The sequence below is a fragment of the Streptomyces sp. SD31 genome (genome assembly GCF_052068475.1).
Lineage (GTDB): Bacteria > Actinomycetota > Actinomycetes > Streptomycetales > Streptomycetaceae > Streptomyces.
The window spans coordinates 132569-152459 of record NZ_JBQHCX010000007.1 but is presented as its reverse complement, the minus strand read 5'-3'; the positions used below and the strand labels follow the sequence as shown (position 1 = coordinate 152459).

Annotated in this window: 17 protein-coding genes; 12 read left to right on the top strand and 5 right to left on the bottom strand. The window is 70.4% G+C overall.

Annotated features, from left to right (window positions below; translation table 11 throughout):
- Positions 1–25: 25 nt before the first annotated feature.
- The 4 genes from ACTMVF_RS17050 to ACTMVF_RS17035 are packed head-to-tail and all read right to left on the bottom strand — an operon-like array spanning position 26 to position 4000.
- Positions 26–772 (bottom strand): hypothetical protein, encoded by a 747-nt coding sequence (locus ACTMVF_RS17050; RefSeq protein ID WP_441271882.1) that lies wholly within the window; start codon positions 770–772, stop codon positions 26–28.
- Positions 765–1544: a hypothetical protein gene (locus tag ACTMVF_RS17045; protein ID WP_441271881.1), complete on the bottom strand. Its 780-nt coding sequence runs from the start codon at positions 1542–1544 to the stop codon at positions 765–767. Before ACTMVF_RS17045 ends, ACTMVF_RS17050 begins: the two co-directional genes overlap by 8 nt.
- A 32-nt stretch (positions 1545–1576) precedes the next feature.
- On the bottom strand, positions 1577–2101 hold the full coding sequence (locus ACTMVF_RS17040) for a phage tail protein (protein WP_004003113.1): 525 nt from the start codon (positions 2099–2101) through the stop codon (positions 1577–1579).
- 33 nt (positions 2102–2134) lie between these two features.
- Positions 2135–4000 (bottom strand): phage tail sheath family protein, encoded by a 1866-nt coding sequence (locus tag ACTMVF_RS17035; RefSeq protein WP_441271880.1) that lies wholly within the window; start codon positions 3998–4000, stop codon positions 2135–2137.
- A gap of 666 nt (positions 4001–4666) precedes the next feature.
- Between ACTMVF_RS17035 and ACTMVF_RS17030 the strand changes: the two genes are divergently transcribed.
- From ACTMVF_RS17030 to ACTMVF_RS16995, 8 genes are all read left to right on the top strand, one after another.
- Positions 4667–5995, top strand: a complete 1329-nt coding sequence (locus tag ACTMVF_RS17030; protein ID WP_441271879.1) for an ABC transporter substrate-binding protein — start codon at positions 4667–4669, stop codon at positions 5993–5995.
- A complete protein-coding gene (locus ACTMVF_RS17025; RefSeq protein WP_441271878.1) occupies positions 5992–6906 on the top strand; it encodes a carbohydrate ABC transporter permease in 915 nt (304 codons plus the stop codon). Before ACTMVF_RS17030 ends, ACTMVF_RS17025 begins: the two co-directional genes overlap by 4 nt.
- Entirely contained in the window at positions 6903–7844 is a 942-nt protein-coding gene (locus tag ACTMVF_RS17020) for a carbohydrate ABC transporter permease (RefSeq protein ID WP_441271877.1), read from the top strand. The genes ACTMVF_RS17025 and ACTMVF_RS17020 overlap by 4 nt, the downstream gene beginning before the upstream one ends.
- A gap of 26 nt (positions 7845–7870) precedes the next feature.
- The gene (locus ACTMVF_RS17015) at positions 7871–8779 is read left to right on the top strand and encodes a 5-dehydro-4-deoxyglucarate dehydratase (RefSeq protein ID WP_441271876.1); all 909 of its coding nucleotides are present in this window, start codon (positions 7871–7873) and stop codon (positions 8777–8779) included.
- Complete coding sequence (locus ACTMVF_RS17010; RefSeq protein ID WP_441271875.1) at positions 8776–10029, top strand: glucarate dehydratase family protein; 1254 nt, start codon at positions 8776–8778, stop codon at positions 10027–10029. The genes ACTMVF_RS17015 and ACTMVF_RS17010 overlap by 4 nt, the downstream gene beginning before the upstream one ends.
- Before the next feature lie 103 nt (positions 10030–10132).
- Positions 10133–11185 (top strand): NAD-dependent epimerase/dehydratase family protein, encoded by a 1053-nt coding sequence (locus tag ACTMVF_RS17005; RefSeq protein ID WP_441271874.1) that lies wholly within the window; start codon positions 10133–10135, stop codon positions 11183–11185.
- Positions 11186–11588: 403 nt separating this feature from the next.
- Positions 11589–12917 carry a C40 family peptidase gene (locus tag ACTMVF_RS17000; RefSeq protein WP_441271873.1) on the top strand — a complete coding sequence of 443 codons (1329 nt, stop codon included), beginning with the start codon at positions 11589–11591 and terminating at the stop codon, positions 12915–12917.
- A 325-nt stretch (positions 12918–13242) separates the two neighbouring features.
- Positions 13243–14247 carry a sugar ABC transporter substrate-binding protein gene (locus ACTMVF_RS16995; protein WP_441271872.1) on the top strand — a complete coding sequence of 335 codons (1005 nt, stop codon included), beginning with the start codon at positions 13243–13245 and terminating at the stop codon, positions 14245–14247.
- A gap of 133 nt (positions 14248–14380) precedes the next feature.
- On the opposite strand, the gene ACTMVF_RS16990 is transcribed toward ACTMVF_RS16995, so the two are convergent.
- Positions 14381–15382 (bottom strand): LacI family DNA-binding transcriptional regulator, encoded by a 1002-nt coding sequence (locus tag ACTMVF_RS16990; RefSeq protein WP_441271871.1) that lies wholly within the window; start codon positions 15380–15382, stop codon positions 14381–14383.
- A 211-nt stretch (positions 15383–15593) separates the two neighbouring features.
- Here ACTMVF_RS16990 and ACTMVF_RS16985 point away from each other — a divergent pair, with 211 nt between their 5' ends.
- Genes ACTMVF_RS16985 through ACTMVF_RS16970 form a run of 4 tightly spaced genes read left to right on the top strand, consistent with a single transcriptional unit; the run spans position 15594 to position 19891 of the window.
- On the top strand, positions 15594–16553 hold the full coding sequence (locus tag ACTMVF_RS16985; RefSeq protein ID WP_441271870.1) for a TIM barrel protein: 960 nt from the start codon (positions 15594–15596) through the stop codon (positions 16551–16553).
- An 11-nt stretch (positions 16554–16564) separates the two neighbouring features.
- Entirely contained in the window at positions 16565–17989 is a 1425-nt protein-coding gene (locus ACTMVF_RS16980; RefSeq protein WP_441271869.1) for a sugar porter family MFS transporter, read from the top strand.
- A gap of 22 nt (positions 17990–18011) precedes the next feature.
- Complete coding sequence (locus ACTMVF_RS16975) at positions 18012–19028, top strand: Gfo/Idh/MocA family protein (protein WP_441271868.1); 1017 nt, start codon at positions 18012–18014, stop codon at positions 19026–19028.
- Positions 19025–19891 carry a sugar phosphate isomerase/epimerase family protein gene (locus ACTMVF_RS16970; RefSeq protein WP_441271867.1) on the top strand — a complete coding sequence of 289 codons (867 nt, stop codon included), beginning with the start codon at positions 19025–19027 and terminating at the stop codon, positions 19889–19891. The genes ACTMVF_RS16975 and ACTMVF_RS16970 overlap by 4 nt, the downstream gene beginning before the upstream one ends.

Below are 19891 nucleotides of genomic sequence, written 5' to 3'. Positions count from 1 at the left end.
TTCCTCGGTTCCTCGATCCGTCATGTCACTCCCGCCCTCGCGCCAGATAGTCGGCCAGGCTCAAGGTCGCGCCCGGCCGCTCCCTCGACGACGTACGCTGCCGGGCGCCGCCGGACGGTGACGGCCCGGCCGTCACCTCCAGCCGCCCGATCTGCACCTGCACCACCTGCTCGGGCGCCTTCGAGGGCCGCCGCGCGGCGGCCTGCCGTACGGCGTCCCGTGCCGCCGCGGTGTCCGCGGCGCTGGGCCGCAGCGGCGTGGACGCGGCGGCGGATACGGCGTCCGTGCCCGGGGGGATGGGCACGGACGCCGCGTTCTGGGGGGCGTCCCGGTCCGAGCGTTCCCGTCCCGTCGCGTGGCGCGCGGCGTCAGGGGCCGGCCTCGGGCCCGGCGCGATCGACGCGACGGGGCGCAGCAGCGGCGTCTCAGGCAGGGGCCTCGGGACGGGCTGCGGTGCCGGGTCGACCGGATCGCGTTCGGTGCGTACGACGGTCCGCTCCCGTTCCGTGTGCAGCCGGGCGGCGGGCGTCGCAGGGCGCGGCACCTCCGCCTGCCGTACGGCGGACGGTGGGGCGGAGGGCCACAGCAGCTCGGATCCGTCATCCGGCTCCGGCGCGCCGCGGACCGCCTCCACCCGCTCGAACGGGCCCGGCAGCCGGGGCCGTACTCGCACCACACCCGCACTCGGACCGGCGGCGGCGGCGGCCGGAGCATGCCGGGCGATCAGCCGGTCGAGGAAGTCGGGAACCGGCGCCCCTTCGGCGTCAGACATCCGCACACAGCTCCAGGTAGTAACGGCGCCGCAGCGGGCTGAGCGCCAGGATCTCCGGCTCGCTCCAGCCGTAGGAGGTGGCGAGCAGATGGACGTCGAGCAGCAGGTCCCGGGCCCAGGCGTCCAGTTCGGTCCACAGGTAGGAGGCGATGTCGAGTTCGGCCCGGGTGGCCTCGCCGCACTCGGGGCAGGCGATGTTGAGCGTCACGTCGGCCCCGGGGTCGGCGGCCTCGACGGCCTCGGCGATCCGGCGCTGGACCGGGACCGGCAGGTCCCCGGCGGCCACGGCCGCCCCGTCGCGCACCGCCGAGACCAGGCACCGGGCGAGCAGGGCCGTGCGCGGGTCGGCCGCCCGGGCCGCCGCCGTCAGGTCGGCGACCCCGGGCAGCCGGAACTCGACGTCCCAGCCGTCCTGCCGCACCCGCACGACGGACCCGGCGGACGAGGTGCCCCCGTCCACCGAGCCGCCCAGCCCGTCCGCCGAACCGCCCCGCCCGTCCAACGACCGGGCGAACTCCCCGGCGTCCAGGTCGAACTCCATGTCCTCCCCGCACGCCGAGCACGCCAGCCGCACCTGCATCCGCTCCCCGAACAGGGCGCGGCGCAGCGCGAACAGGTCCGCCTCGCGCTCCCCCACCGGCAGCACCGGCAGGCTCGCGGCGTCGACGTCCGGGCGGGCCGTGCGGTGCAGCAGCAGGGCGCGCCCGTTCGGTGCCTCGGCGAGGCCCGCCTCCCAGGTGGCCAGCAGCTCGGCCGCCCCGGTGATCGCCATGTTCTCCCCCCGCTTCCTCAACTGGCCCTATTTCAGGCGGGGTTGAGGAACGACGGCTCCTCCGGCTCGGGCACCTCGTAGTCCCGCTCCCAGCCCTCGCACTCGAGCTTCAGCGACTGGATGGCCACCGCGTTGGCGTTGGCGTCCAGCTCGCCGAGGACCTGGTACTCGCTGGGCCAGGTCCGGTACAGCTTGTGCGAGACAGCGACCTGGCCGGCCTCGTTGAGGACCTGGATGACTATGTCCTTGCGGAAGTCGGCGAGGGACACCTCGGAGCCGAGGCCCGCGCCGACCTGCCAGACCTTGTTGGCCCAGCGGTCGAACTCGGGGTCGTGGGTGACCCCGCGCTCCAGGGTGATGCCCTCGAACTCGGAGCGGCCCGGCGACTTGCGCGGAGACGACGGGTCGCCTCCGTGCCGGTGCTTGACGACTTCCGTCGTCCGCTTCAGGGGACTGATCTTGCTGATGCCGGCGACCGTACGACCGTCCCACAGGACCAGGAACTTGAAGTTCTTGTACGGGTCGAAGCGATGCGCGTTGACCGTGAACTCAGCCATCGGATTCCTTCAGTTCTCCACGATTCCCCGCGCCTAGAGCGCGAACTGCCCGGACGTCTGCTGGATTTTGACGATCACGAACTCCGCCGGCCGGACCGGTGCGATGCCGACGAGGACGTTGACGATGCCGTTCTCGATGTCCTCGGCGGTCGTCGTGTCGCTGTCGCACTTGACGAAGTACGCCTCGCGCGGGGTGCCGCCCTTGAAGGCGCCCTGGCGGAAAAGGGTGTGCAGATACGAGGAGGCGGCGAGCCGGATCTGCTGCCACAGGTTCTCGTCGTTGGGCTCGAACACGACCCACTGCAGGCCGCGTTGGAGGCTCTCCTCCACGTGCAGCGCGAGCCGCCGCACCGGCACGTACTTCCACTCGCTGTCGAGCGCGTCCGAGCCCTCCAGCGTGCGCGCGCCCCACACCACCGGGCCGGTCACCGGGAAGGTGCGCAGGCAGTTGACGCCGAGCGGGTTGAGCAGACCGGTCTCGCGGTCGGTGAGGTTGACCGTGAGCGAGTGCACGCCCGCGAGCCGCGCCTCGGTGCCGGCCGGTGCCTTCCACACGCCGCGCTCGGAGTCGGTGCGCGCGATGACGCCGGCGACCGCGCCGGACGGCGGGAAGGAGCGCAGCCGGCCGGTGAGCGGGTCGGTGAGCTGCAGGTGCGGGAAGTACAGGCCGGCATGGTTGCCGCGCACGGCGTCGAAGGCGGCGAGCCCGGCGCGTGCGGAGTCGACGCTGACCCAGGTGCTCGGCGCGTCGACCAGCAGGAAGATCCGCCGCTCCGCGCACAGCCGCTGGGCTGCGGAGATGACCGTGAGCGCGTCCTCGGTGTTCTCGTACGCCGCGAGCTCGGGCAGCGCCAGCAGGTTGACGTCGGCGACGCCGCGCAGCGCCTGGATGCCGCTCTTGTCGCCCTCGGAGCCGATGAGGTCGCGCGGGCCGGGTGCCGCGCCGTCCTCGCCGCCCTCCAGCGGGAAGACCGGCGGGTTGACGGAGGCCTCCAGGCCGAGGTCGTTGGCGCACTCGCCGAGGAAGCGGACGACGTCCTCGGGGTCGGTGGAGCCGGCGACGACCTGGATACGGCGGCCGAAGGCGGTGACCTCGGCGCCCGCGAAGGCGTGCTTGCCGGGCGCGTCGGGCAGGGCGCGCAGCTTGCGCTCCAGGAGCAGCGCCAACTCGGCGACGCTGCACGGGGCTTCGCCGTCGCAGTCGGGGTCGTAGAGCGTGAACTCGCGCTCCACCTCACCGATCTTGACGGTCAGGTCGACGGCCAGGTTGGGCAGTTCGTCGCCGAACGGCTTGGAGACGGTGCCGGACGGGTCGGGGCGGCCCTCGCCGACGACCTCGACGCGGATCAGCTTCGAGCCCGCGTTGATCACGGTCTGCGCGTAGCGGCCGTGCGAGGGGTCCATGGACAGGCCGGTGAAGCTCTCGCGAGCGTCGCCCTTGGCGTCGTACACACGCAGGTTGAAGGTTTCGGCGGGGCACGTCGTGTCGTGGTCGACGGCGACCCGCAGGCCGTTGCCCCAGAGGCCGGGCTCCTTGGCGTGCACTTCGAGGACCGGGCCCTCGCTGTGGCCCTCGGTGGACTTGAGGGTGACGCAGGCGGCCTTGCCACTGCCGGCCTTGGCGACACGGACGATCACCGCGACGGTGCCGCCGTTGCCGAAGAACTGGTGGACCGCGTAGCCGACGGCGCTCTGCGCGCTCAGGCCGCCGAAGCGGCGCTCGAACTCCGCGAAGCTGGTGACGCGTACCGGCTCATTGAGCGGACCCCGTCGGGTGTGGCCCACAAAGGCCGTCACGGACGTGGTCAGGGTCGAGATCGTGCGGGTGCTGCTGGGAAGTTCTTCGACGTAGACGCCGGGATACGTCGGCTTGGCGGCGCTGACCGCGCTCATCGGCATTCCCCCTCCTACTCCCTGTCTCGGGTACCGGACAAAGGCACCAAGAGATGGCAGAGGTAGGCATTCCCGACCCGGGGCACGAAGACGCCACCCACAAGGGCGACGTGGTCACGTGCACCGCACCAGTTTTCCCCCGTCATCACCGTGGGCGATCGACCGCACGGCTCAAGCAGCGCGCTTGTGACTCCTGATGCTCAAGTGCTCAACCCACCTTGGTGTGTGGGAAGTTGACCGAACAAGGCGCCTTCAGGCCAGCCCGGGAGGGGGTTTGGTGAAGGCGCCCTCCCGACATCCACACATCGCGCCTGCGCGCCCCGGCCAGCTGGTTCACAGTTCCCGCACAGGGGGTGCCACGACGGAGCACCGGATGCGCCCGCCCCCGCGACGGAACCCCTTACTCACACCGTTCGACTGGTCGCACGCCCGTGCGACCTCCCCGAGTCGCACACAACGCACCATGGCTGGTTTTCCGGGGGTGACGCGAACCCGCCCACAGACCCGCTCCACCGACGCCTACCCACCCACGGGCGCCTACCCCTATAGGGCCGGTGAAATCTCGCCGCCATGTCTTGACATACGGCCGAAATGATTCGTAGCTTGGCCGATCATTTAGATGCATGAAGCGAGTTCACATACATGAACTCCACAGAGCCACGGAGTGTGCCCATGCGGGATCGCCGACGAAGTCGCCGCCCGGCCGCCCTGCTCGTCGCCGCGGCGCTCGCGTTCGGAACGGCCGCGTGCGGCTCCGGTTCCGGCAGTGCGGGCAGCGACGACCCGAACACGCTGGAGGTGTGGACCCGGAGCAACCCGGACCCCGCCGCCACCTACGAGCGGGTCTTCGCCGCGTTCACCAAGAAGACCGGTATCAAGATCGACTACCAGCCGGTCATCAACTTCGACCAGCAGCTCCAGAGCCGGGCATCCACCAAGGACCTCCCGGACGTCATGATCAACGACACGGCACTGATGGGCAGCTACCAGGGCCAGGGCCTGCTCAAGCCGATCGACCCCGCCTCGATCGCGGGCCACGACCAGATCACCGACAAGACCTGGTCGTCCACGGTGGGCGTCGACGGCAAGCACTACGGCATCCCGTACTCCCGTCAGGCCCAGACCCTGATGATCCGCAAGGACTGGCTGCACAAGCTCGGCCTCAAGGCACCGACGACCTGGCAGGAGATGCTCTCCGTCGCCAAGGCCTTCGCCACCGAGGACCCGGACGGCGACGGCAAGGCCGACACCTACGGCATGGTCGTGCCGGGCAGCGCCCAGAACGGCTATGCCGCCTGGTGGGGCGCGAGCTTCCTGTGGCAGGGCGGGGCAAAGATCATCGAGCCGGACGGCAAGGGCACCTACCGGCCCGCCATGGACTCGGCGGCAGCAGTGAACACCGTGACCTGGATGAAGGACAACCTCTTCTGCGGTGACAACGGTGTCACCCAGCCGGGCGCCCTGACCGCCGTCACCTCGACGGCGACCAACTTCCAGGACGGCAACGCCGGGATGTACATGACCGGCCCGTACAACATCGCCACTTTCGACACCACGCCCGGCAAGGACAAGTACGAGGTCGTCCCGGCGCCCGCGGGCCCGGCCGGCGGCGATGTGCTGGCCGACGGCGAGAACATCTACTTCGGCGCCAGGACGGGCAAGGCGCAGCAGGAGCAGGCGCTCGCCGCCTTCCTGGTCTCCCCCGAGGGCCAGCGGCTCGCCATGACCGGCAAGCACCAGCCCGTCGTCCGCATCCCCGTGAACTCCACGCTGGACGCGGCGAAAGTCCGGGACGACGCCCGCTGGAGCGTCGTACAGAAGGCGTACGAGGACTCCTCCCAGCAGTTCCCGAACGCGCCGGACTTCGCGCCGATCAAGCAGGACACCGCCGACAGCCTCAACGCGATCTTCACGTACTGCGGCGGTGACGTCCGCTCCCAGCTGGGGGAGCTCAACGAGACCCTCGCCGGCGACCTCAAGGACCAGGACCTGTTGAAATGACCGCTACCGTGACCACCCCCGCGGCGCGCAGAGTCTCCGGCGTCCTCAACAAGAAGGCCGTCGTCCCCTGGCTCTTCCTGGCGCCGGGTCTGCTGCTCGCCCTCGTCTTCAAGTTCTGGCCGATGGCCAAGGGCATCTGGCTCAGCTTCTTCGACGTACGGCCCTTCCTCGGCGACCAGTGGATCGGCCTCGACAACTACACCCGGGTCCTGACCGACCACCGCTTCCAGGACGCCATCGGGCACACCCTGGTCCTCGGCATCGGCCAGTCGGTCGGCGCCATCCTGCTCGGCTTCGTCCTCGCCCTGCTGCTGGAGGGCCAGGCCCGCTCACTGAAGATCATCCGAACCGCCGTGTTCCTGCCCGCGGTCACCGCGACCGCGGTCGTTGGTGAGCTGTGGCGGCTGATGTACTACCCGACCTCCGACGGCCTCCTCAACAGCGGCCTGCACCTCCTCGGGCTCGGGCCCGTCCAGTTCCTCGACAACCCGGACATCGCGCTCTACTCGACGATGGCCATGGGCATATGGATCTGGGCGCCGTACAACATGGTGATCCTCCTCGCCGGTCTCGCGGGCGTCGACCGCTCGCTGTACGAGGCGGCGGCCATGGACGGCGTCTCCCTCTGGCAGCGGCTCCGCCACGTCACGCTGCCCGCGATCCGGCCGGCGCTCATGATCGTGCTCACGCTCGCCACGATCCGCGGACTGCGCGTGTTCACCGAGGTCTACGTCCTCACCGGCGGCGGCCCCGCGGGGTCCACCGAGGTCTGGATGACCCGCGCCTACACCCTGGGCTTCACCCGCAACGACATCGGCGGCGCCTCCGCGGCCTCGGTCGTGCTGCTCTGCGTGACGCTGCTGCTCACCGTCACGGTCAACTACCTCCGCAAGAGGGGAGACGTGCGATGAGCGCCCCCGCCATCGAGCCCGTCCGGACGCCGGTGCCGGATGCGAAGAGCCTGGCCGCCGAGGCGCGGCGGACCACCCCGGCCCGCTTCGACACCGCCCTCGGCTGGAGCGACCGGCCCGGTCTCGCCCTGACCTTCCGGATCCTGCTCTGCGCGCTCGCCCTCGGCATCTTCGCGGCGCCGTTCCTGACGATCTTCTCGGGCGCCCTCACCCCCAACCCCAGCGGCTCCTCGCTGTCGTTCCTGCCGCACGACAGCACGCTGCTGAACTTCAAGGTGGCGGGCGAGCGCGGCATCTGGGACTACCTGGGCAACTCGCTGGTCATCGCGGGCGGCGGGCTGCTGCTCCAGCTGGTGGTGTGCACGCTCGCCGCGTACGCCCTGGCCCGGCACCGGTTCCGCGGCCGGGCGCTGATCATGCTGCTGTTCATGATGACGCTGATGCTTCCCGAGGAGGTCATCGCGATCCCGCTGTCGCTGGTCCTCGGCGATGTCCCCGTGGTCCACCTGGACCTCAAGGGCACCGTCTGGGGCATCATCCTGCCACTGGGCGCCTGGGGGTTCTCGGTGATGATGCTGACCGAGTTCATGCGGGACATCCCCGCCGAGATCGAGGAGGCCGCACGCCTCGACGGCGTCGGTGAGCTGAGGATGCTGTGGCAGGTCATCCTGCCGCTGTGCAAGCCCGCGCTCGGCGTGGCCGGGGTGCTCGGCTTCATCATGATCTGGGACCAGTACCTGCTGCCCCTGATCGCCGCCAAGGACCCCACCGACTACACGGTCACCGTCGCCCTGTCCATCCTGCGCACCGACCCCGAGGTCGGCTCCGGGGTGGTGCTGGCCGGTGCGGTCATCGCCCTGATCCCCAGCCTGATCGTCTATCTGCTCCTCCAGCGCTCGCTGGTCACCGGCATCGCCGCCGGGGCCACCAAGGGCTGAACCAACCCCCCACGTTTGAGGGAGACATGAAGTTCCACGGAGTGCTGTTCTTCCCGGTGACGCCGTTCGCCGCGGACGGGTCACTGGACGAGGAACGACTCGCCCGGCACATCGACAGCGGCGTCGCGGCCGGCGCCGGCGGCGTGTTCGTCGCCTGCGGCACCGGCGAGTTCCACGCGCTGACGCCCGACGAGATCGAACGGGCCACGCGGGTCGCCGTCGAGACGACCGCCGGACGCGTCCCGGTCCTCGCGGCGGCGGGCGGCCCGCCCCCGGTCGCCCGCGACCAGGCCGCCCGCGTCGCACGCGCCGGCGCCGACGGCATCCTGCTGCTGCCGCCGTACCTGGTGACGGCGCCACAGCAGGGCCTGGTGCGGTACGTCGAGGAGGTCACCGCCGCGGCCGACCTGCCGGTGATCTTCTACCAGCGCGGCACCGCCCGCCTCACCGCGACCACGGCGGCCGAGATCGCCGCCCTGCCCAAGGTCGTCGGACTCAAGGACGGCATCGGCGACATCGAGCGGATGCACCGCATCGTCCGGGCCGTACGCGCCGTACCCCGCGGCGCGGACTTCCAGTTCTTCAACGGTCTGCCCACCGCCGAGATGACCGCGCCCGCCTATCGCGGCATCGGCGTCGACCTCTACTCCTCGGCCGTGTTCGCCTTCGCCCCGGAGATCGCGCTGGCTTTCCACCGGGCGCTGGCCGATGGCGACGAGGTGACGGTCAGCAGGCTCCTGGACGAGTTCTACGGCCCCCTCGTCCAGCTCCGCGACGAGGTACCGGGGTACGCCGTGGCGCTGGTCAAGGCGGGAGTGACCCTGCGTGGCCTGGACGTGGGAGGCGTACGAGCACCCCTGGTCGATCCGGCACCGGAACACATCGCGCGGCTCTCGAAGCTGATCGACCACGGCCTGGAGGTGGTCACCGCATGAGCGCCCCGACCCGGATCAGGGAACTGATCGTCACCCCGATCGCCTTCCGCGATCCGCCGCTGCTCAACTCCAACGGCGTGCACGAGCCGCTCGCTCTGCGCATCATCCTCCAACTCGTCCTGGAGGACGGCACGGTGGGGCTCGGCGAGTCCCCCGGCGGGGTCGCCCGCCTGGAACGGCTTGAGGCCGCCGCCAAGGTCGTCGTCGGCATGGACGTCTTCGACACCACGGCCGTCTCGGCCGCGATCGACGCGGCCCTGCTGCCGACCGTGCCCAGCTCCCACGAGCGCGGCTGGACCACCTCCGCGGTGGAGGTGGCCTGCCTCGACGCGCAGGGCAAGCTGCTGGGCCGTCCGGTGAGCGACCTGCTCGGCGGCACGGTCCGGGACTGGGTGCCGTTCGCCGCGTACCTCTTCTACAAGTGGGCCGAGCACCCGGCCCTCGACGGCCGCGCCGCCGTGGGTGACGACTGGGGCGAGGCCCTGGACCCGGCCGGCATCGTGGAGCAGGCCCGGCTGATGCAGGAGCGGTACGGGTTCAGGTCGTTCAAGCTGAAGGGCGGTGTCTTCCCGCCCGACGAGGAGATCGCCGCGATCAGGGCGCTCGCGGAGGCCTTCCCCGGGCAGCCGCTGCGGCTGGACCCCAACACGGCCTGGACGGTGGAGACGTCCACGCACGTGGCCCGCGAACTCGACGGTGTCCTGGAGTACCTGGAGGACCCGACCAAGGGCATCGAAGGCATGGCGGCGGTGGCGCAGGGCGCGCCGATGCCGCTGGGCACCAACATGTGTGTGATCGCCTGGGAGCATCTGAAGCCCGCGATCGAGCAGAACGCCATCCAGGTGCTCCTCACCGACCACCACTACTGGGGCGGCCTGCGCCGTACCCGTGAACTGGCCGCGGTCTGCGAGGCGTTCGGGCTGGCGTTGTCCATGCACTCCAACTCGCACCTGGGCATCAGCCTGGCCGCCATGACCCATGTGGCCGCGGCGATCCCCAACCTCGACCACTCCTGCGACACGCACTATCCGTGGAACCACGCCGACGACGTGATCCGCCCGGGTGTCCTGGAGTTCCGCGACGGCGAGGTCAAGGTGCCGACGGGCCCCGGCCTCGGCGTGGAACTCGACCACGACGCCCTGAACCGGCTGCACCGGCTGTACGTGGACTCCGGGGTACGCAGCCGGGACGACACCGGCTACATGCGGCGGATCCAACCGGAGTACGAACTCCGGCTGCCGCGCTGGTGACGGTCGGAGGCTCACGGCGACGGCAACCGGACAACACCGGTAGCCGTCGCCGCCCCATAAGGTGACCCCCGACCGCACGACAGGAGGGGTGGAGGGCGTGGGCATGGACGACTCGACAGGCGTGTTGGTGACCGGCGGCAGCGGGTTCGTCGGGAGTCATCTGGTCAAGCGGCTTCTGGAGCGCGGGTATCGGGTCCACGCCACTGTGCGCAGTACGGCCGATGCGGCGAAGGTGCGGCCGCTGCGGGAGATGCAGGAAGCGAGGCCCGGCCAACTGTCGTTGTTCGAGGCGGACTTGCTGAGGCAGGGTTCTTTCGACGAGGCGATGACCGGGTGCCGGGTGGTGTTCCATGTGGCGTCGCCGTTCCGTATGCCGGAGAAGATCAAGGACGGTCGGCGGGACATGGTCGACCCGGCCCTGCTCGGCACACGCAACGTACTGGCCGCCATCGAGCGGACGCCCACGGTCGACAGGCTCGTCCTCACCTCCACCGTGGGCACGATCTTCGGGGACTACGCGGACGTACTGGCCATGGACGACGGAGTGCTGTCGGAGCGGTACTTCAACACCACCAGCACGGTCGAGACCAACCCCTACCACTACGCCAAGACGGTCGCGGAACGCGCGGCGTGGGACGCGGAGGCCGCCCAGGGCCGCTGGCGGATGGTGTCGGTCAACCCCGGCCTCGTCCTGGGCCCTTCCCTCACCCCGGCCTCGGAGTCCGGCAGCCTGTTCCTGCTGGAGGAGCTCTTCAAGGGCTACTTCTTCTACGGCGCCCCGGACTTCAGCTTCACGACGGTGGATGTGCGTGAGGTGGCCGACGCACACATCGCGGCCGCGGAGAACCCGGAGGCGAAGGGCCGCTACATCGTCGCCGACCGGACCATGACGTCTTTCCACGAGATGGCCCGCATCATCCGAACCCGCTATCCCCGCGACCTCCGCCTCCCACGCACCGCCCTCCCGCACTGGCCGGTACGCGTCCTTGGCCCGGCCTTCGGATTGACGCAGGACTACATCCGCAAACACCTCGGCATCCGCTTCCGAGTGGACAACAGCCGGAGCGTGAACGAACTGGGCGTCACCTACCGCCCGATCGAGCAGACGGTCCTGGACCACTACCAGGCGTGGCGAAGCCAGCGCTCAGCGAAGTGAATGCGGGCTCCCCACCACCCCAAGCGTCGAAGGTCACAAAAACGTATCGGACATTTCACATGTCAATCTTCACGCGAGGCTCACAAGTTGGTTAGGTTACGCATCGGACCGCACGACGACCTCCGGCGAACCCCGCCGGGACGCGCGGCCTCCGCCGAGTCCGGTGTTCCCGCGAGGGCCCACTGGAGCCGGGGACCCAACCGAACTTGGGGTGAATCGGCCCAACTCCCCTTCGGGGCAAGGGCCGTAGGGCACACCTTCCGGACCGACCGCCCGAACCCTCCCCAGCGCCTGAACGGCCGGGGGGACCCCCACGCTAACCCGGTAGGCGGAGTACGGAAGGAGTACGTCGCCCATGGCGTCGGAACGCACCGCGCGTCCGGGGGCTTTGAGCCTCCCCGGCATGCGCAATTCCGCACTCGCGTCGGCGGCCCTCACCTCTGTGGCCCTGCTCGCACAGACGGCCAACGCCGCCCCCTCCGTCGGGGACGAGACACCGAGCCGTGAGGAGGTCAGCCGGCGGGTCAGCTCCCTCTACGACCGGGCCGAGTCCGACACGGGAACCTTCAACGCCACCCGCGCCGCGGCGACGGGACCGCGCAAGCGAGCCGAACGACCGGGGCGCGCCGCAGGCACACCCGCCGCCGCGCCCCGGGGCGACGAGGGCAGGCGCAGCGACCCCGCTCTCGACGATGTCGCCCGGCAGTGGTTCGACGGGGCCCGCTCGAAGCTGGGTCCGACCGTTCCGGCAGCGCTCCCGGCCGACAGGATGCCGGAGCGACCCGCCGAGACACGGCGCGTCCGCCCGGCGGAGCGCGCGGGGGACGGTCTCACCGATCGTGGACCGGAGACGTCCGGCCGCGCCGCACTGGAGCTACCCGCCGCGCCGGTCGCCGAGCTGACATCCACTCAGGCGACGGGGACGACTCCCCTGGCGGAGCTGACCGCCGGCCCGATCGCCGCCCTGCCGGCTGCTCCCGAGGCACCGCAGGAGACCACGCAGACCGACGGGAGCGCCCAGTCGGCCCTTGCGCTGCCCACTCCGATCGCCGAGACGGCGGCCGAGCCCCAGCAGCGGTCCTCGCTACGGGCGGCCAAGGAGCAGAACCAGCGCAAGCTCGCCCGGGCCCGCGAGGTGCTGTCCGCGTACACCGCCCAGCAGAGCACGCCTCTCGCAGCCGTCGAGGCCCTGCCCGCCGCCGACACCTGGAGTGCCACCGCACCCCAGGTCCAGCCTTCGGCCGAGGCCCAGTGGCAGGCATTACAGGCGCAGTCCGCCGCCGACCTCACCACCGTCCTGCCCGGCACCACGGCCTGGCCCACCACCACCGGCCAGGCCTTCGACGGGAGCACCCCCCTCACCTCGACAGCCCCACAGGACACGCGAGCCGTACGAGCCCTCGCCTTCGCCCGCGCCCAGATCGGCAAACCCTGCGTCTGGGGCACGACGGGCCCGGACGCCTACGACGGCCCCGGCCTCACCCAGGCCGCGTGGAAGGCCGCCGACATCACCCTCCCGCGCACCGCACCGGAGCAGGCGACCGCCGGCCAGGGAATCGCCCTCACCTACCTCGAACCCGGCGACCTGGTCCTCTTCCACATCGGCCACGTCGGCATCTACTCCGGCAACGGGATGATGATCCACGCCCCCGGGCCCGGGGCGGTCATCCGCGAGGAGTCGATCCACTACGCCGGGGAAGCGGCGATCCACAGCGCGATACGGCCTGCCTGAGCCGTCAGCCAGTCAGCCGGCCGCTGTCACCCCGTCTCCCCCGAGGCGGGGTGATCTTCTTTCCTCCCGGACTGCACTCCCGGACGGCACCCCCGGACCGCGCACCCCCGGACGGCACGCCCGTCACTCCCAGCGACGCACCCTCCCACCTCGGCTTTGTCGATACGTCCTGACAAACCCATTGACATCACCTGTCGGCCGCCGCATAGTACCTGCCACTAGAGCGCGCTAGTGAAGCGCTCCAGTCGGTATCCAACGGGCGGTACCCGTGAACCTCCCCCCACCTGAGAACCCGCCCCGACCAGCACAGCGAGGTGCATGGGACATGCGCAGACACCACCGAGCCGCCACACTGACCGCCGCCGCCCTGGCCGCAGGCCTGTTCGCAGCGGGGTGCTCCAGCGGCTCCGGAGGCAAGCAGTCCGAGGAGGGCTCCGCGGACGCTTCGGCGGGCAAGGCGACCACGCCCCGGATGACCGTGGCCATGATCACGCACGCGGCCCCCGGCGACACCTTCTGGGACCTGATCCGCAAGGGAGCCGAGGCCGCCGCCGCCAAGGACAACATCAAGCTCGTCTACTCCAGCGACCCGAGCGCCGGCACCCAGGCCAACCTGGTGCAGAACGCGATCGACCAGAAGGTCGACGGCATCGCCCTGACCGCGGCCAAGCCGAGCGCGATGAAGGCCGTGATCGGCAAGGCCAAGTCGGCCGGCATCCCGGTCGTCGGCTTCAACGCGGGCCTGGACAACTGGAAGGACCTCGGCATGCTCGAGTACTTCGGGCAGGACGAGAACATCGCCGGCAACGCCTTCGGTGAGCGGCTCAACGAGACCGGTGCCCAACATGCCGTCTGTGTCATCCAGGAGCAGGGCCATGTGGCGCTGGAGGCCCGCTGCGCCGGTCTGAAGAAGGGGTTCAAGGGCAAGACCGACATCCTGTACGTCAACGGCACCGACATGCCGTCCGTGAAGTCGACGATCACCGCGAAGCTGCAGCAGGACTCCTCCATCGACCAGGTGGTGACACTGGGCGCTCCGTTCGCGCTGACCGCCGTGCAGTCGGTGGCCGACGCGGGCAGCAAGGCCAAGGTCGCCACGTTCGACCTGAACAAGGAGCTGGTCACGGCCGTCCAGGACGGCAAGGTCGAGTTCGCCGTCGACCAGCAGCCCTATCTGCAGGGCTACTTGGCGGTCGACTCGCTGTGGCTGTACAAGACCAACGGCAACTTCAGCGGCGGCGGCACGGCTCCGGTGCTGACCGGGCCCGCGTTCATCACCAAGGACAACGTCGACGCGGTCGCGGAGTTCGCGGCCAAGGGCACGCGCTAGGGCCTGTCGTCAAATTCCCGCCTGCCCTTCGGGCGACGACGGGAATTTGACGACAGGCCCTAGGCGCGTCCATGGACAGGCGAGGTCGGCCGTGGCCGCGACGGGGCGCGGCCGGCCTCGCCGCTGTTCGATCTCAGGCCGGCTCCTGTGGGGCCGGGCCGCTGCTGCCCCGGACGACGAGCTTGGGGTCCAGTACGGCGTCGCGGGGCTCCAGTTCGGGGTTCTCCAGCCGTTCCACGGCGAAGCGGACCGCGCGCTGGGCCATGAGGACGGCGTCCTGGCGGACGGTGGTGAGGCCGATCGGCATCAGGTGGGAGAGATGACTGTCGTCGTAGCCGACCACGGACATGTCGCGCGGGATCTCGACGCCCGCCCGCGTCAGGGTCATCAACAGGCCCATCGCGCACCGGTCGTTGCCCGCGAGGACCGCCGTGGGCAGGGGCAGCCCCTGGTCGCGCTCGGCCATCAGCAGCCGGCCCGTCTCGATGCCCGAGTCCTCGGTGTGCGCGCCGGGGATCACCCGCTGCTCGGCCTCCAGCCCGTGCCTGCGCATCGCGGCCCGGTACGCGCGCCGCCGCTCGGCCGAGCCGGGGCCGCGCCCGCCGTCGATGTGCACGATCCGGCGGTGGCCCAGCTCCACGAGGTGGTCCATGGCCTGCCGTATGCCCTTGCCCTCGGCGGTGTGCACACTGTCGACGCGCGCCTGGGGCACCCGGCGGCCGACCGAGACGGCGACCGTGCGGTTGCTGAGGGCGTCGAGTTCCGCGGCCGACGAGTCCGGGCCGAGCAGGATCACCGCCTCGCAGCGGTGGCCGAGCAGCGCCTCGACGGCCTTGCTCTCGCCGCGGCCCTGGCCGGTGGCGGACAGCAGGACCTCGTAGCCGAGCCGTTCGGCCTCGGGATAGATGCCCTCGACCAGGTCGGCCTGGAAGGTCTGGTGGACGGTGAACATCACGCCGAGGGTGCGGCTGCGGCCGCGGGCGAGCAGCCGGGCCGCGTTGTCGGGGCGGTAGCCGATCTCGTCGGCGACGCGCAGCACCCGCTCGCGGGTCTCGCGGCTCGCGCCCGGCAGGTCGCGGAAGATGATCGAGACGAGCGCTCGGGACACGCCCGCCTTCTCGGCGACGTCCGCCATCGTGGGCCGCTGCCTGCCCGATGCATCCACCTGTGAACCCACCCTTCGACGCCGCTCACCTTAGCCGGGCCGTGAAATCTCCTGGCAACAAGCTATTGACATGACATTTGGACCAGGGTCATCGTACTCGCACTAGAGCGCGCTAGTAGAGCGCGACAGACGATCTGTGGATACGCCTCCCTACTTCCGTCCCCTCCCCGAAGGACCCGTCATGGCAACGGCGCCAACCTCGCTCCGCACCACCGTGGGCAACCTGTGCCTGGGCTCGGCCCCCGACTCCTGGGGCGTCTGGTTCCCCGAGGACGAACAGCAGGTCCCGTACACCCGCTTCCTGGACGAGCTGGCCCGGGCGGGCTACCAGTGGCTGGAGCTCGGGCCGTACGGCTACCTGCCCACCGACCCGGGGCAGCTCAAGGGGGAACTGGACTCCCGCGGCCTCAAGGTCTCCGGCGGCACCGCCTTCGGCGCGCTGCACCGGCCCGAGGCGTGGGACGGGATGCTCGCCCATGTCCGCCAGGTCGCGCAGCTGACCGCCGCCGCGGGCGCCCATCACCTGGTCCTCATCCCGCCCATGTATCGGGACGAGAAGACCGGCGCGTTCACCGAGTCGCCGGAGCTGACCGCCGAGCAGTGGGCGGGCTTCGGCAAGGCCGCCGACCGGCTCGGCAAGCTGCTCCTCGACGAGTACGACGTACGCCTCGTGATTCACCCGCACGCCGACAGCCACATCCAGACCCAGCCGGAGATCGAGCGGCTGCTCAACGAGTCCGACTCCCGTTACACGAACCTCTGCCTGGACACCGGGCACGTCGCCTACGGCGGCGGCGACAACCTCGACCTGATCCGCCGCTTCGGCGAGCGCGTCGGGTACGTGCACATCAAGCAGATGGACCCGGAGATCCTCGCCCAGGTCGCAGCCGACGACCTGTCGTTCGGCGAGGCCGTCAAGCGCGGCGTGTGTGTCTCGCCGCCCGCCGGCGTGCCGAACCCCGCCGATGTGGTGGCCGAACTCGCCCGGCTGGAAGCCGAGTTGTTCGTGATCGTCGAGCAGGACCTGTACCCGTGCGCACCCGAGGTGCCGCTGCCCATCGCCGTGCGGACGCGTGAGCACCTGGCGGGCTGCGGCCTCACCGGGACGCGACGCCCGACCCTGACGACTCTCGACCGGTGAGGGGGCGGCCCGTGGATCTCAAGGACGACGCGCCCCAGGCCCCCGCCCCCGGCACGGACGACGCCCCGCCGGCGGTCTCGCGCAGGCTGCGGCTCATCACCGTCATCGCCACCTTCGGCGGACTCCTCTTCGGCTACGACACCGGCGTCATCAACGGCGCCCTGCCGTACATGACCGACGACCTGGGCCTGACCCCGGTCACCGAGGGCATGGTCACCAGCTCGCTCCTCCTCGGTGCCGCCCTGGGTGCGGTGACCGGCGGACGGCTGTCGGACGCGCGCGGGCGGCGCCGTACGATCCTCACCCTCGCGGTGCTGTTCTTCATCGGCGCGCTCGGCTGCACGCTGGCGCCGACGACCGCCGTGATGGTCGTCGCCCGGTTCGTGCTCGGCCTCGCGGTCGGCGGTGCCTCGGTGACGGTGCCGGTCTACCTCGCGGAGGTCTCGCCCGCCGAAAGGCGCGGTGCGCTGGTCACCCGTAACGAACTCATGATCGTCAGCGGCCAGTTGCTGGCGTTCACCTCCAACGCGATCATCGCCCGGGTGGGCGGCGAGTCCGGCGGGGTGTGGCGCTGGATGCTGGTGATCGCCACCCTCCCGGCCGTCGTGCTCTGGTTCGGCATGCTCGTGATGCCGGAGAGCCCGCGCTGGCTCGCCTCCCAGACCCGCTTCAGCGAGGCCCTGGACGTGCTCAAGCAGGTCAGGTCCCGGCAGCGGGCCGAGGCCGAGCTCGCGGAGGTCTCCGCGCTCGCCGTCAAGGAGGAGCAGGAGAAGCTCGGCGGCTGGCAGGACATGAAGGCCACGCCCTGGGTGCGCAAGCTGATGTTCGTCGGCTTCGGCATCGCCATCGTGCAGCAGATCACCGGCGTCAACACGATCATGTACTACGGCACCCAGATCCTCACCGACGCCGGTTTCGCCGCGGACAGCGCGCTCACGGCGAACATCGCCAACGGCGTCATCTCGGTGCTGGCCACCTTCGTCGGGATCTGGCTGCTCGGCCGGGTCAACCGTCGCCCGATGCTGATGGCCGGTCAACTGGGCACCACCGCCGCCCTGTTGCTGATCGGCGTCTTCTCCCTGGTGCTGCCGTCCGGTGACGGCCGTGCCTACGCCGTGCTCGCCATGACCGTCACCTTCCTCGCCTTCCAGCAGGGTGCGATCTCGCCGGTGACCTGGCTGATGCTGTCGGAGATCTTCCCGATGCGGATGCGCGGCTTCGGGATGGGTGTGGCGGCCGTGGTGCTGTGGCTGACCAACTTCGTGATCGGACTGGTCTTCCCGTCACTGGTCTCCGGTATCGGGATCTCCAACACCTTCTTCCTGTTCGTGGTGGCGGGTGTCTTCTCGCTCGCTTTCGTGAAGCGCTACGTCCCCGAGACGAAGGGCCGCTCGCTGGAAACCCTCGAGGCCGAACTCCGGGCCCGCTTCTCCTGACCCTCTGTCATAAGGAATGAAAATGACCGTACGTGTAGGCGTCATCGGCGCCGGCTGGATCGGCAAGGAACACATCCGGCGCCTCACCGATACCGTCACGGGCGCCCGCGTCACCGCGGTCACCGACATCGACGCCGCCCGCGCCGAGGAGGCGGCGGCGCCGGTCGGTGCCCGGGTGCTGCCCGACGGCGCGGCCGTGCTCGCGGCGGACGACGTGGACGCCGTCCTCGTGACGTCCTGGGGCCCGACCCATGCCGAGCACGTACTGAACGCGATAGCCGCCGGCAAACCGGTGTTCTGCGAGAAGCCGCTGGCCACGACCGCCGAGGACTGCCTGAGGATCGTCGAGGCCGAGACGGCACGCGGCCGCCGCCTGGTCCAGGTCGGCTTCATGCGCCGCTACGACACCGGCTACCGGCAGATGAAGCAGGCCATCGACTCCGGCCGCATCGGTGAGCCGCTGATCGTGCACTGCGCCCACCGCAACCCGACCGTCCCCGAGTCGTACACCTCCTCCATGGCCGCCCTGGACACGGCGGTGCATGAGGTGGACGTGCTGCGCTGGCTGCTCGACGACGAGATCGTCTCCACCCAGGTGGTCACCCCGCGCGCCACGAGCAAGCGGTTCGCCCATCTCAAGGACCCGCAGATCATGCTCTTCGAGACCGCCAAGGGCGTGCGCATCGATCTGGAGGTCTTCGTCAACTGCCAGTACGGCTACGACATCCAGTGCGAGGCGGTCGGCGAGGAGGGGCTGGTCCGGCTGCCCGACCCGGCCTCAATCGGCCTGCGCAGCGCGGGGCGGCACAGCACGGAGGTGCTCACGGACTGGGTGGGCCGCTTCGCGGACGCCTTCGACACCGAGTTCCGCGAGTGGATCGCGGGCGTCGCCGCCGGTGCCGAGCCCACCGGTCCCTCGGCGTGGGACGGCTATGCCGCCACCGTCATCACCAGCGCGACCGTCGAGGCCCTGGAGTCGGGCCGCGTCGTCGCCACCGACCTCAAGCCCCGCCCTGCCTTCTACGGAGGTGCCGCGTGAAAATCGCCCTCGACCCGTACATGTTCCGCGCGCTCCCCATCGACGAGATGGTGCGCACGGTCGCCGAACTCGGCTACGAGTACATCGAGTTGTCGCCCCGCGACGACTTCATGCCGTTCTTCCTGCACCCGCGCGCCGACGACGAACGCATCGCGGAGCTGAAGAACTCCCTGCGCACGCATGGCGTTCAGCTGTCCTCGGTGCTGCCGCTGTACAAGTGGTCGTCGCCGGACGAGACCGAGCGGCAGGCCGCCGTCCGGTACTGGAAGCGAATGATCGAGATCACCGCCGATCTCGAATGCCCGCTGATGAACAGCGAGTTCAACGGCCGTCCCGAGCGAGCCGCCGAGAGCGAGGCGGCCTTCTGGCGCTCGCTGGAGGAGCTCCTCCCGGTGTTCGAGCGCGAAGGCATCGCTCTGAACCTGGAGGCGCACCCGGACGACTTCTGCGAGGAGAACACCCCCGCGGTCGACCTGGTCCGTGCGATCAACAAGCCGTGGGTGAACTACCTTTACTGCGCGCCGCACTCCTTCCACCTGTCGGGCGCGGACCCGAAGGCGGACATCGCGGCGATGATGCGCTACGCCGGCGACAAGCTCCAGCACGTGCACATCGCGGACTCCTTCAATCACAAGGGCTCCTCCGGCCTGCGCTACATCCTCAACCCGCCCGGCACCCCGGCCCGGATCCACCAGCACCTGGACATCGGGCAGGGCGAGGTCGACTGGGACACCTTCTTCGGCACCCTGCGCGAGCTGAACTTCGACGGCGTCGCCACGGCCTGCGTCTTCGCCTGGGAGGAACGGGCCAGGGAGTCCTCGGCGTTCATGCTGGACCGCATCCGCAAGGAGCTGGCCGCGTAG